Origin of the sequence: Oceanimonas sp. GK1 (assembly GCF_000243075.1) — a bacterium.
In the GTDB taxonomy this organism is placed as follows: Bacteria; Pseudomonadota; Gammaproteobacteria; order Enterobacterales; family Aeromonadaceae; genus Oceanimonas.
Genome location: NC_016745.1, coordinates 709,388 through 721,794 on the forward strand (window position 1 = coordinate 709,388; position 12,407 = coordinate 721,794).

General features: G+C 62.0%; 17 protein-coding genes. 12 read left to right on the forward strand and 5 right to left on the reverse strand.

Annotation, left to right across the window (positions count from 1 at the left end):
• Positions 1–870, forward strand: coding sequence for a cytochrome c oxidase subunit 3 (locus GU3_RS03390; protein WP_014291159.1), 870 nt, complete (start codon positions 1–3; stop codon positions 868–870).
• Positions 871–888: 18 nt separating this feature from the next.
• Here the strand turns inward: GU3_RS03390 and GU3_RS03395 are convergent, their stop codons facing one another.
• Positions 889–1,104 carry a DUF2909 family protein gene (locus GU3_RS03395; RefSeq protein ID WP_014291160.1) on the reverse strand — a complete coding sequence of 72 codons (216 nt, stop codon included), beginning with the start codon at positions 1,102–1,104 and terminating at the stop codon, positions 889–891.
• Between the two features lie 9 nt (positions 1,105–1,113).
• Here GU3_RS03395 and GU3_RS03400 point away from each other — a divergent pair, with 9 nt between their 5' ends.
• The 11 genes from GU3_RS03400 to GU3_RS03450 all read left to right on the forward strand — a co-directional run bounded on the left by GU3_RS03400 (position 1,114) and on the right by GU3_RS03450 (position 9,140).
• Positions 1,114–1,797 (forward strand): SURF1 family protein, encoded by a 684-nt coding sequence (locus GU3_RS03400; RefSeq protein ID WP_371245753.1) that lies wholly within the window; start codon positions 1,114–1,116, stop codon positions 1,795–1,797.
• The gene (locus tag GU3_RS03405; RefSeq protein WP_014291162.1) at positions 1,794–2,225 is read left to right on the forward strand and encodes a hypothetical protein; all 432 of its coding nucleotides are present in this window, start codon (positions 1,794–1,796) and stop codon (positions 2,223–2,225) included. Before GU3_RS03400 ends, GU3_RS03405 begins: the two co-directional genes overlap by 4 nt.
• Positions 2,226–2,233: 8 nt before the next feature.
• Positions 2,234–3,265: a heme A synthase gene (locus GU3_RS03410; RefSeq protein ID WP_014291163.1), complete on the forward strand. Its 1,032-nt coding sequence runs from the start codon at positions 2,234–2,236 to the stop codon at positions 3,263–3,265.
• Positions 3,202–4,098, forward strand: a complete 897-nt coding sequence (cyoE, locus tag GU3_RS03415; RefSeq protein WP_041542896.1) for a heme o synthase — start codon at positions 3,202–3,204, stop codon at positions 4,096–4,098. The genes GU3_RS03410 and cyoE overlap by 64 nt, the downstream gene beginning before the upstream one ends.
• Positions 4,091–4,738 (forward strand): SCO family protein, encoded by a 648-nt coding sequence (locus GU3_RS03420; RefSeq protein ID WP_014291165.1) that lies wholly within the window; start codon positions 4,091–4,093, stop codon positions 4,736–4,738. Before cyoE ends, GU3_RS03420 begins: the two co-directional genes overlap by 8 nt.
• 27 nt (positions 4,739–4,765) lie before the next feature.
• Complete coding sequence (gene dinF / locus GU3_RS03425) at positions 4,766–6,139, forward strand: MATE family efflux transporter DinF (protein ID WP_014291166.1); 1,374 nt, start codon at positions 4,766–4,768, stop codon at positions 6,137–6,139.
• Entirely contained in the window at positions 6,132–6,608 is a 477-nt protein-coding gene (locus GU3_RS03430; protein ID WP_014291167.1) for a tRNA (cytidine(34)-2'-O)-methyltransferase, read from the forward strand. Before dinF ends, GU3_RS03430 begins: the two co-directional genes overlap by 8 nt.
• Before the next feature lie 91 nt (positions 6,609–6,699).
• Positions 6,700–6,993 (forward strand): hypothetical protein, encoded by a 294-nt coding sequence (locus GU3_RS03435; RefSeq protein WP_148265845.1) that lies wholly within the window; start codon positions 6,700–6,702, stop codon positions 6,991–6,993.
• Positions 6,994–7,076: 83 nt separating this feature from the next.
• Entirely contained in the window at positions 7,077–7,979 is a 903-nt protein-coding gene (locus GU3_RS03440; protein WP_371245758.1) for a cation diffusion facilitator family transporter, read from the forward strand.
• A 27-nt stretch (positions 7,980–8,006) separates the two neighbouring features.
• Positions 8,007–8,789, forward strand: a complete 783-nt coding sequence (gene cysE / locus GU3_RS03445) for a serine O-acetyltransferase (protein ID WP_014291170.1) — start codon at positions 8,007–8,009, stop codon at positions 8,787–8,789.
• Between the two features lie 141 nt (positions 8,790–8,930).
• Entirely contained in the window at positions 8,931–9,140 is a 210-nt protein-coding gene (locus GU3_RS03450) for a cell division protein ZapB (RefSeq protein WP_014291171.1), read from the forward strand.
• A gap of 73 nt (positions 9,141–9,213) precedes the next feature.
• Here the strand turns inward: GU3_RS03450 and rraA are convergent, their stop codons facing one another.
• From rraA to GU3_RS03470, 4 genes are all read right to left on the reverse strand, one after another.
• Complete coding sequence (rraA, locus tag GU3_RS03455; RefSeq protein WP_014291172.1) at positions 9,214–9,699, reverse strand: ribonuclease E activity regulator RraA; 486 nt, start codon at positions 9,697–9,699, stop codon at positions 9,214–9,216.
• Positions 9,700–9,795: 96 nt separating this feature from the next.
• Positions 9,796–11,124, reverse strand: a complete 1,329-nt coding sequence (gene hslU, locus GU3_RS03460) for an HslU--HslV peptidase ATPase subunit (protein ID WP_014291173.1) — start codon at positions 11,122–11,124, stop codon at positions 9,796–9,798.
• Positions 11,125–11,151: 27 nt separating this feature from the next.
• The gene (gene hslV / locus GU3_RS03465; protein WP_014291174.1) at positions 11,152–11,682 is read right to left on the reverse strand and encodes an ATP-dependent protease subunit HslV; all 531 of its coding nucleotides are present in this window, start codon (positions 11,680–11,682) and stop codon (positions 11,152–11,154) included.
• Between the two features lie 143 nt (positions 11,683–11,825).
• Positions 11,826–12,407, reverse strand: a complete 582-nt coding sequence (locus tag GU3_RS03470) for an SPOR domain-containing protein (protein WP_014291175.1) — start codon at positions 12,405–12,407, stop codon at positions 11,826–11,828.

Sequence of the window (12,407 nt, forward strand, 5' to 3'; positions counted from 1 at the left end):
ATGGCGGTCAAAACGGAAAAATATTATGTGCCGGCACAAAGCCCCTGGCCCGTGGTGGGGGCGCTGGGGCTGTTTCTGCTGGCTGCGGGGGCGGGCATGTGGGCCGCGGGCATTGCCGGTATTGCCGGGCCCGTGGTGTTTGCCGCCGGCACCCTGGTGATGACCATCATGCTGTTCGGCTGGTTTTCCAACGTGATCAGCGAGTCCCATCAGGGCCTGTACAGCGACCAGATGGACCGCTCCTTTCGCCAGGGCATGACCTGGTTCATCTTCTCGGAAGTGATGTTCTTCGGCGCCTTTTTTGGCGCCCTGTTTTATGCCCGGGTGCTGGCGGTGCCCTGGCTCGGCGGCGCCGGCAACAACGCCATGACCCATGAAGTGCTGTGGCCCGAATTCAATGCGGTCTGGCCCCTGCTGACCACCCCGGGGGGCATGGAAACCACCGCCATGGGCTGGCTGGGACTGCCCCTGGTCAACACCATCATACTGCTGACCTCGTCGGTTACGGTGCATGCCGCTCATCTGGCGCTGTTGCAGGAGCAACGCGACCGGCTCAAGGTCTGGCTGGGGGCCACCGTGCTGCTGGGGCTGCTGTTCCTGTCATTGCAGATTTGGGAATACGTGCACGCCTATCAGGATCTGGGGCTGCGGCTCGATTCGGGCATTTACGGCAATACCTTCTTTCTGCTCACCGGTTTTCACGGTGCCCACGTGACCCTGGGCACCCTGATGTTGTTCATCATGTGGCTGCGCGTCAACAAGGGGCATTTTACCCCGGCCCAGCACTTCGGCTTTCAGGCCAGCAGTTGGTACTGGCACTTTGTAGACGTGGTGTGGCTGTGCCTGTTTGTGTTTGTCTATATTTTGTAAGGGCCTGAATGAGGCTCCTTATGGTGTTGGGTTGGGCGTCAGCAGGCCGGTGGCCAGGGCGAGGATCAGCAGCCCCACGATGATCGCGGCCAGCCAGAGGCGGCGGCCGATGTAACGGGCCATCAAGGCCGGGTCCTGCCGGTGCAGTATGGCCCGCAAGCCCAGCATCAGGTTCCCGATCATCAGCAATAACAGCAGCACTATCAGCAGTTTGAGCAGCATGGTTGAACGCATGACAGAAGGATGGACGCCTTGAGTATAGGTAAACGCGGCGGATTACTGGTGCTGACCGCAGTCATGACCGGCCTGATGGTGTTCATGGGCATGTGGCAGTTGTCTCGGGCCGATGAAAAACGCCGGTTGTTACAGGAGTGGAAGCAGCGCAGCCAGATCGAGCTGGAGTTGAAGGAAGCGCTGGCCATGCAAAGCCCTTTTGGCTACCGGCTGCGGGTGGGTGGCGTCTTTCTGGCCGGGGGCGAGCTGTTTCTCGACAATCAGATTGAACAGGGCCGGCCCGGTTACCGGCTGATCCGCCCGCTGCAGACGCCCCAGGGGTTGCTGGCGGTGGACTGGGGCTGGCTGCCGGCGGGTGAGGATCGCCGGCAGTTGCCGCAGGTTGAAATCCTTGATGACACCCCGGTGTTGGTGAGTGGCGCACTGGTGCGACCCTGGCAGCCGCCCCTGTCCCTGGGCGGTGGAGAGCCGGACCCTCAGTCCCGGCGTATTGCCAGCCTGGCCCCTGAACTGCTGGCCAGCCGCTGGGGGCAGCCGGTACTGCCCATGGTGCTGAAAACCGATATGGATACCGGTGGCTGGCAGCCGGTGGTGATGGGGCCGGAAAAGCACCTGGGCTACGCAGTGCAGTGGTTTGCAATGACCGCCGCCATTTGGCTGGCGGCCTGGTGGTGGAACGGGAGGCGGGAATGACACATAAACCGGTATGGGCATTACTGGGGGTTTTTCTGCTGCCACTGGCGCTGGCCTGGCTGGTGCTGGAGCAGGGCTGGTTCAGCGCCGGCACCCGGGGGCATGGCGAATGGGTGGAAGGGCATATCGACCCGGCAACCCAGTGGCGGCTGGTGCTGGCCACCGAAACAGACTGTGACTACTGCGGCCCGGCCGAGCAGCTGCTCAATAACCTGGACCTGGCCCTGGGCCGGGACGGAGAGCGGGTCAGTGTGGTGCAGCAGCCTGCCGCCGGGCCCCTGGAAGCGGGCTTTGTCTATATTGCCGATCCGCCGGGCCTGTTGATCATGCGTTACCCCCTGGCGGGGGATGAGCAGCAGAACGTCAATACCGGCAGATTGTTGCTGCAGGATCTGCGGCGCCTGCTCAAGTATTCCCGGGCCGGGTAGGGGGCAGCATGCAAAAGCTCTGCGCATTCGCCTTTGGGCTGACCCTGGTGGTGGTGGTGCTGGGCGCCTGGACCCGGCTGACCGACGCCGGCCTGGGCTGCCCCGACTGGCCCGGCTGCTACGGTTTTCATTATGTGCCCGCCACCGCCGGCGAGCATGCCCTGGCCGCCGAGCGCTTTCCCGATGCGCCGCTGGAAGTCACCAAGGCCCGCAATGAAATGATCCACCGTTACGCCGCCGGCACTCTGGGGGTAACCATACTGCTGATGGCGCTGTGCTCCCTTAAACCGGCGCACCGCCGGTACCGGTTGCCCGCCTTTTTGCTGCTGGCGCTGGTAATGGGCCAGGCGATACTGGGCATGCTGACCGTTACCCTCAACCTGATGCCGTTTGTGGTCATGGGCCACCTGCTGGGGGGCTTTACCATACTGTCGCTGCTGTTCTGGCTGTGGTGCCGGGGGCGGGCGTATTCCGGCACACGCCCCGATGGGCGTGGCCTGAGCGTGCTGTTCCGGCTGGCGCTGGTGGCACTGGTACTGCAAATTGCGCTGGGCGGCTGGACCGCCGCCAACTACGCGGCCATGGCCTGTACCGAGCTGCCGGTATGCCAGGGCGACTGGGCCAGCCAGTGGCAGTGGAGCGCTTTTCATCCTCATGGTATGCCGGCCGAGAACTACCAGTACGGTGTGCTGAGCCAGGCGGAGCGGGCCACCATTCATGCCGCTCACCGGCTGTGGGCTGTGGTCACGGCGGTGCTGCTGCTGACGCTGGCCTGGCGGCTGGGCCGACGGCCCGGGCTGCGGGGCTGGGGCCTGGCCATGGGGGTCATGGTATTGCTGCAGCTGGCGCTGGGCGTGGCCAATGTGGTGCTGTACCTGCCGCTGTGGGTGGCGGTGGCCCATAATGGGGGCGCCGCTGTGTTGCTGCTGATTTTAACGGGAACGGGAGAGCGCCTGGGGCGCCACAGGGAGGCAATATGGCACGGAGTCTGGCATTACCCGCGGCTGGAACACGAGTCTGGCGGGACTATTTCGCGCTGACCAAGCCCAAGGTGGTGGCACTGATCCTGCTTACCGCCGTGGTCGGCATGTTTCTTACCGAGGTATTGCCGTCCCCCCTGACGGTGGTGGCGGCCACCCTGGGGATCGGGCTGATGGCGGGGGGCGCGGCGGCCATTAATCATGTGCTGGACCGGCGCATTGACATCAAGATGGCGCGCACCCACCACAGGCCGGTGGCCCAGGGGCGGGTGGCCAGCGCGCCGGCACTGGCCTTTGCCTTGGCACTGTCGGCCTCGGGGCTGGCGGTGCTGTTGCTGCTGGTGAATGCCCTCACCGCCTGGCTGACCCTGGCGTCGTTGCTGGGCTACGCCGTGGTGTATACCGTCTGGCTGAAGCGGGCCACGCCGCAGAACATCGTCATTGGTGGCCTGGCCGGCGCCATGCCGCCCTTGCTGGGCTGGACGGCGGTCAGCGGTGAGTTTCATGGTCATGCCCTGTTGCTGGTGATGATCATTTTTACCTGGACGCCGCCCCATTTCTGGGCGCTGGCCATTCACCGGCGGGATGATTACGCCAAGGCGGAGATCCCTATGCTGCCGGTGACCCACGGCATTGAGTTCACCAAAACCTGCGTCTTGCTCTATACCCTGCTGCTGACCCTGGTGTGCCTGCTGCCCTGGGTGGTGGGCCTGTCCGGGCCGGCCTACCTGCTGGGCTCGCTGGCGCTCAACCTGCGCTTTGTGCAGTGGGCCTGGCGGCTCAAGTTTAGACCCGGGCCGCAAACCGCATTACAATGTTTCCGCTTTTCAATCAGTCATCTGATGTGGCTGTTTGTTCTTATTCTGGCGGATCACTGGATAGACTATGGCTAATACGAGCAAGCTGATTTGGTTACTGGCGCTGACCCTGCTGGTGGCGGGCACCCTGAGCGGCGTTGCCTGGTACAACAACCGGGCCGGTACCCTGACCGAGGCGGTGGTGGTCTACCCTGAACCCCGGCCACTCAAGCCCATGACGCTGACCGACGCCAATGGCCAGCCTTTTACCGAGCAGCATTTTCAGGAGCACTGGAGTCTGGTGTTCGTGGGGTATACCTTCTGCCCGGACATCTGCCCTACCACGCTGTCGGATCTGGCCCGCATCTACCCTGAGCTGATCCGGCTGAACGACAGCGTGCAGGTGGTGTTTGTCTCCGCCGACCCTGGCCGGGATACCCCCGAGCGGCTCAAGGCCTACACCGCGCACTTCAACCCGGCCTTTATCGCCGCCACCGCCAGCCACGACACCCTCATGCCGGCGGTGCAGCAACTGGGCCTCATCTACGGCGTGCACGAGCGCGGCGAACAGGATTACCTGGTGGATCACTCCGCCTCCATCGCCCTGGTAAACCCCAGGGGCGAGCTGCACGCCTCGTTCCGCCCGGTGTTTGACGAGGGCAGCGGCATTCCCCTGGTGGACGGCCGGCTGCTGCTGCAGGATCTCGAGCACATCATGACTCGCTGGCGCGGCTGATTTTTTCTCTGTTGTAGCGAGTCTTTCGTGAATATTTCCTTTTTCAATGCCGAACGGCATCGCCGGGTATTTGCCCTGGCGATGCCCATGGTGCTGTCCAATATCACGGTGCCGTTACTGGGGCTGGTCGATACCATGGTGATCGGCCACCTGGAGCAGGCGTATTATCTGGGCGGCGTGGCGGTGGGCGCGACCATCATCAGCCTGCTGTTCTTTCTGCTGGGCTTTTTGCGCATGTCCACCACCGGACTCACCGCTCAGGCTTTTGGTGCCCGAGACGAGCAGCGCCTGCTGAGCGTACTGGTCCGGGCCCTGCTGCTGGCCTGGGGACTGGCCCTGTTACTGTTGCTGCTGCAAGCTCCGATTATCGAACTGGCCTTCAGCCTGGCCGGGGCCAGCGCCGAGGTGGAACACTATGGCCGCCAGTACGTCAGTGTGCGTATCTGGAGTGCTCCGGCGGCGCTGACCAACCTGGTGCTGCTGGGCTGGCTGCTGGGCAACCAGAACGCCAGGGCGCCCATGTGGCTGCTGATCCTCGGTAACGGTGCCAATATTGTGCTCGATATCTGGTTCGTGATGGGCCTGGGCTGGCAGGTCAAGGGCGCCGCCGCCGCCTCTGTGCTGGCGGACTACGCAGCGGCCTTGTTCGGAGCCTGGCTGGTATGGCGCACTCTTGACCGGCGCGGGCTGCGCCCGGCGTTTGGCTTCTGGCGCGAGACCCTGAACGGTGACGCCTTTCGGCGCCTGCTGGGGCTGAACCGGGACATTTTCATGCGCGCCCTCTGCCTGCAGCTGGCCTTTGTGTTCATGACCTTCCAGGGCGCCCGGCTGGGCGACACCGTAGTGGCGGCCAACGCCGTGCTGATGAACTTTCTGATGTTTATTTCCTACGGCATGGACGGCTTTGCCTATGCTGCCGAAGCCATGGTGGGCAGGGCCATTGGCCGGGGCAGCCGAGCGCGGTTCCGGCTGGCCTGTGCCCTGAATCTGTTCTGGGGCGCCCTGATCGCGGTGTTGTTTACCCTGGTGTTCTGGCTGGCAGGCAACAGCCTTGTCGAGCGGATCACCAGCATTCCTGCCGTGCGCGAGCAGGCTTATGGGTTTCTGCCCTGGCTGGTGGCCATGCCGCTGGTGTCCTGCTGGTGTTTTGTGCTGGACGGCATTTTTATCGGCGCCACCCAGGGGCGGGCCATGCGCAACATGATGCTGGTGTCCACCCTGGGCGTCTTTTTCCCGGTATGGTGGCTGAGTCAGGGCTTGGGTAACCATGCCCTCTGGCTGGCCATGCTCTGCTTTATGGCGGCTCGCGGCCTGACCCTGGGCTGGGCCTGGTGGCAGCTGGATGGCCGCCGTGCCTTTGTTCCCGATGCGCTGCCTGCGGAGAAAAAATTTCATGTTTGACATCGCTCTGTATGAGCCGGAAATCGCCCCCAACACCGGCAACATCATGCGTCTGGTACGCAACAATGGCTGCCGGCTGCATTTGATTGAGCCGCTCGGTTTCAGCCTGGATGAAAAACGCCTGCGCCGGGCGGGGCTGGACTATGCCGATTACGACCAGATTCGCGTTCATGAAAACCATGCCGCCTTTGTACAGGCCTTGGCCGGGCGGCGCATTTTCGCCTGTACCACCAAGGGCAGCCGTCATTATCACGAGGTGAACTACCAGCCCGGCGATGTGCTGTTGTTCGGTCCCGAGACCCGGGGCCTGCCGGACGAGGTACTGGCCGATATCGAGCCTGGCCACCGCATTCGCATTCCCATGCAGCCCGACAGCCGCAGCCTCAACCTGTCCAACGCGGTGGCGGTAATAAGCTATGAGGCCTGGCGCCAGCAGGGCTTTGTCGGTGCCAGGTCGGCTTCGGGTTAAGGGAAGATGACACGGTCTTGGGTTGGTTGTTTATTGAACAGTCTGGCCTACACTTGGTGTCGGACAGTCGTCAACCAGGAGGATAATGGCCATGCTGAACAGACGATTTAGCTGTACCTTGGTGGATACCGAACACGCCACGGCCCAGATAGTGGTACATCCGGATGGTGAACTGGAGGTGGAGATTGCCGAGCGGCAACAGCACTTCTGCGTTCCGCTCGAGCAGGTGCTGTTTCGCCGAGGTGATCGCTGCATGGAACTGGTCTGTGAAGAACAGTCCGGAGTGCCCATTTGCCTGTCGCTGTTGCCTCAGGATGCCTTTGAGCTGTACCAGCTGATGGAGAATCGCCGTGAAGAGCTGGAAGAACTGATGAGTGATCTCTGAATCCACGCCGCTGATCTTTGCCCAGAAAACACTGACGGCCGTTGACTTGGCGTTATAATGACCCAAATGTTTCCACCGGCCGCATCATGACTCAACCCTATTCGCGCCTGGTAACCAGGGCGGCCATGGCGGCCACCCTGGTGGCCGGGTCGCTTATCATCGCCAAACTCATCGCCTGGTTCTACACCGGCTCCGCCAGCATGCTGGCCTCGCTCACCGACTCCCTGCTGGATATCAGCGCCTCGCTGATTAACCTCATGGCCATTCGCTACGCCCTGGTGCCTCCCGATGAGGATCACCGCTTTGGCCATGGCAAGGCGGAGTCCCTTGCCGGCCTGGCCCAATCGGCCTTTATCAGCGGCTCGGCGGTCTTCCTGGTGATCAACGGCATCTCCCGGCTGCTCAATGCGGAGCAGGTCAACCGGCCGGAAGCCGGCGTCTGGGTGATGCTGTTCTCGCTGGCCCTGACCGGCGCGCTGATCGCCTATCAGCAATATGTGATCCGCCGTACCCAGTCTCTGGCCATCAAGGCCGACCAGCTGCACTACCGGAGTGACATACTGCTCAACCTTGCCGTGTTGCTGGCCGTGGTCCTGTCCTGGTTCGGCTGGCACTGGGCCGACGGCCTGTTTGCGGTGCTGATCGGCGGCCATATTCTGCACGGGGCCCTGAAAATCGGCTACGACTCCGCTCAAATGTTGCTCGACAGACGGTTGCCCGATGAAGAGCAAAAGCGCATTATGGAGAGCTGTCTGGCGGTGAAAGGGGTGCAGGGGCTGCATGATCTGCGCACCCGGCGGTCGGGCCGGACCCGCTTCATTCAGCTGCACCTGGAGCTGGAAGATCACCTGCCTCTGGTGCGTGCCCACGGCATTGCCGACAGCGCCGAGCGGGAGCTGCGCCGCCAGTTTCCCGACGCCGATATCATCATCCATATGGATCCGGTGTCCGTGGTGCCTTTCAAGGCCCGGCTCGAAAACGAGTGAACATACATTTAAAACAAGGTTTTACCCATGGAAGACGGCATTCAATCCAGAACCTGGCAGCGCATTCGCGAAGAAGCCCAGTGCATGATCGCGGAAGAGCCCATGCTGGGCAGCTTTTTCTATTCGACCATTCTTAACCACGACACCCTCAAGTGCGCCCTGAGCTTTATTCTTGCCAACAAGCTGGAAAGTTCGGTGATGCCGGCCATTTCCCTGCGGGAGATCATCGAGGTCGCCCTCGACGAGGAGCCCGCCATTCTGGACATGGTGGCCACCGACATTTGTGCCGTGCAGGAGCGGGATCCGGCGGTTGAGCTGTTTTCCACGCCGCTGCTGTATCTCAAGGGGTTTCACGCCCTGCAGGGATACCGGATTTCCAACTGGCTGTGGCGTCATGGCCGGCGCGCCCTGGCCACGTACCTGCAGAACCAGATTTCGGTGGTGTTCGGGGTGGACGTCCACCCGGCGGCGCGCATCGGCAAGGGCATCATGTTTGACCATGCCACCGGCATCGTGGTGGGGGAAACCGCGGTAATCGAGGATGATGTTTCCATTCTGCAGGGCGTCACCCTGGGCGGCACCGGCAAGGAAAGCGGCGATCGCCACCCCAAAATTCGGGGCGGCGTGATGATCGGTGCCGGCGCCAAGATCCTGGGGAACATCGAAGTGGGGGCCGGCGCCAAGATAGGCTCCGGTAGTGTGGTGCTGGATCCGGTGCCGGCCCATACCACGGTGGCCGGGGTGCCGGCCCGGGTGGTGGGACGGCCGGGCTCCGACAAGCCGTCCCTCGACATGAGCCAGAATATCTGACGCAGCATTTGACCGTGCCGGCATAATTTTGCGGCAAACGGCCTTCCGCCCGGTGCGGCATCTTGTTGTCCGCGCGGGCCCAAGGTATGCTCGGGGCTGAGAGGCCGGTCGGCCGTCAACATGAATTACAGGGGTTAGCACATGTCTTTTGATGTACTGGAAAAGCTGGAAGCCAAGATCCAGACCGCGGTGGACACCATCTCTCTGCTGCAGATGGAAGTGGACGAGCTGAAAGAGCAGAATGGCAAGCTGGGCGACGAAAACCAGCAGCTGCGTCAGCAGCACCAGGCCTGGCAGGAGCGCCTGCAGGCACTGCTGGGCAAGATTGACCAGGTAGAAGAAAGCGTCTGATCCATCGCCGTTGCGGCCAGACAGAGATAAAAACGCCGGCTTGTCGCCGGCGTTTTTATGGGCAGCAAGGCGATTATTCGATATCCAGGGCTTCCGGCGACAGAATAATGCCGGTGGTGTCGGCGTAAAGGTGGTCTTCCGGCAGGAAGGTCACGCCGCCAAAGTTCACCGGCACTTCCATCTCGCCAATCTCGCTGTCGTCGGCACTGACCGGAATGGAGGCCAGCGCCTGAATGCCGATGTCGGTGTCTTCCAGCGCGTCCACTTCGCGCACACAGCCATAGCAGACAATGCCTTCCCAGCCATTTTCCGCCGCCGTTTCGGCGATTTCGGCATCGATCAGCGCCCGGCGCAGAGAGCCGCCGCCGTCGATCAGCAATACCCGGCCCACGCCGTTCTGCTTTACCGCCTCGAGGATAAGCCCGTTGGACTCAAAGCATTTGATGGTGGTGACCACGCCGCCAAAAGAGCTGCGTCCGCCAAAAGTGGAAAACATGGGTTCGACGACGTCGACCATGTCAATGTAGGTATCGCACAGTTCAGAGGTATTGTATTCCATGGGATCAGCCGCGCCTGAAGACAAGGTAACTTCAGTATAAAGAGGCGGGAGCGGTTTTCAATCACAATGATGTGACCGCTCCCGGAATCATATGAATCAGAGAATAAAGCGGCTCAGATCCTCGTCTTCCACCAGGTTCTTGAGGTAACGATCCACATAGTCGGCATCCACGATAATGGTTTCGCCGGATTTGTCCGACGCTTCGAACGACAGTTCGTCCAGCAGTCGTTCCATCACGGTGTGCAGGCGGCGGGCACCGATATTCTCGGTGGTCTCGTTAACCCGCCAGGCGGCCTCGGCCAAGCGGCGAATGCCTTCCTTGGTGAACTCCACATTGACGTTTTCGGTGGCCAGCAGCGCCTTGTACTGCTCGGTCAGCGAGGCGCTGGGCTCGGTGAGAATACGCTCGAAATCCTCGGTGTTGAGCGAGCCGAGTTCCACCCGAATGGGCAGACGACCCTGCAGCTCGGGGATCAGATCGGAAGGTCGGGCCACCTGAAAGGCGCCGGAAGCGATAAACAGCATGTGGTCGGTGCGCACCATGCCATGCTTGGTGTTGACGGTGCTGCCTTCAATCAGCGGCAGCAGATCCCGCTGCACCCCTTCCCGGGACACGTCGGGGCCGCTGCTTTCGCCGCGCTTGCAGATCTTGTCGAACTCGTCGATAAACACGATGCCGTGGTTTTCCACCGCGTGAATGGCCTGTTCTTTCAGCTCTTCCGGGTTCACCAGCTTGGCGGCTTCCTCTTCCACCAGCAGCTTGAAGGCATCCTTGATCTTCATCTTGCGCTGCTTGCTGGTGTTGCCGGCCAGGTTCTGGAACATGCCCTGCAGCTGATTGGTCATTTCTTCCATGCCCGGCGGGGCCATGATTTCCACGCCCATTTGCGGGGCGGCCACGTTGATCTCGATTTCCTTGTCGTCGAGCTGGCCTTCCCGCAGCTTCTTGCGGAAGATCTGCCGGCTGCCGCTGTTATCGGCCTTTTCTTCCTCGCCCCAGGTATTGCGGGGGTTGGGCAGCAGGGCGTCGAGCACCCGCTCCTCGGCGGCTTCCTCGGCCCGGTGACGGAATTTTTCCATCTGCTGCTCGCGGGTCATCTTCATGGCGATGTCGGTCAGATCGCGAATAATAGAGTCCACTTCCTTGCCCACATAGCCCACTTCGGTGAACTTGGTCGCTTCCACCTTGATAAAGGGGGCATTGGCCAGTTTGGCCAGTCGGCGGGCGATCTCGGTCTTGCCCACGCCGGTGGGGCCTATCATCAGAATGTTCTTGGGGGTGACTTCCTGGCGCAGCTCGGGCTCCAGCTGCATGCGGCGCCAGCGGTTGCGCAGGGCAATGGCCACGGCGCGCTTGGCTTCAGCCTGGCCAACGATGTGGCGGTCCAGCTCGTGAACGATTTCTCTGGGGGTCATTTCAGACATAATGTGATCCTGTTGCAGCGGCCCGCTTCAGTGGCCGTAGTCGAGTTCTTCAATGGTCTGGTTACTGTTGGTGTAAACACAGATGTCGCCGGCAATGGTCAGGGCTTTTTCCACAATGTCGCGGGCGTCCATGTCGGTGTTTTCCAGCAGGGCCCGGGCGGCGGCCTGGGCAAAGGCACCGCCGGAGCCGATGGCGATCAGATCCTGCTCGGGCTGCACCACATCGCCGTTACCGGTAATGATAAAGGAATGCTTGTCGTCAGCCACCGCCAGCAGTGCTTCGAGCCGGCGCAGGGCCCGGTCGGTCCGCCAGTCCTTGGCCAGCGCCACGGCGGCGCGCTCCAGGTTGCCCTGGTGGGCCTGGAGTTTGGCCTCAAAGCGTTCCAGCAGGGTAAAGGCATCGGCGGTGCCACCGGCAAAACCGGCCAGTACCTTGCCGTTGTACAGGCGGTGTACCTTGCGGGCGTTGCCCTTCATCACGGTGTTGCCCAGGGAAACCTGGCCATCACCACCGATAACCACCTTGCCGTTACGGCGAACTGAAACGATTGTTGTCACTGTGAACCTCACTTGACGGTGTTGCCGGCCTGGCCGGCGAGAATGTCATGTTCACGAAGATGGGGGCGGAAGAGAAAAACTTCAACCCTGCGTCTGGCGGGGCTGAAGCAATTAAAGGAAGAGAGCTGAGGGAAGGGACGGCGTCAGCCCTGCAGCACGATGCAGCCGGTATTGATACGGCTCATCTTGTGTTTTTCCTGATCGGCCTTGCGCTTGCTGTCGTAGGGGCCCATCACTACCCGATACCAGATGCCGTTGCTGCCCTCACTGCGTTTGACTTCCGAGGTCAGGCCCTGAAAGGCGATGCGGGCCTTGAGCTGTTCGGCCTGGGCCGCCGAGCGAAAGGAGCCGCACTGCATGTAGTAGGGCTTGGCCGGTGCGGCATCGGGCTTTTTACGTTCGTTGGCGGGCGTGGGTACGCTCACCACCACTTCCTTGTTTTCCAGCTGCTCGATATAACGCCACTTTTCCACCGGTTTCTGATCGATGGGGTTGACCTTTTTCGCCGGCGCCGGCGGAGGGGCGGCAGGCTCGGCGGCCTGATGATTGCCGGCCGAGCCCTTGACCAGATGGATCAGGTAACCCAGGCCGCCAAGCAGCACCAGAGCCAGGAGCATGGCCAGCCAGGGAACACGCCGCTCGGGGGCCCGGCCTCGACCGCCGGTGCGCTTTTGGCTGCCGCCCTTTTTTTTGGGCGGGCTGCGGCGAACGTAATCCCTGGCCAT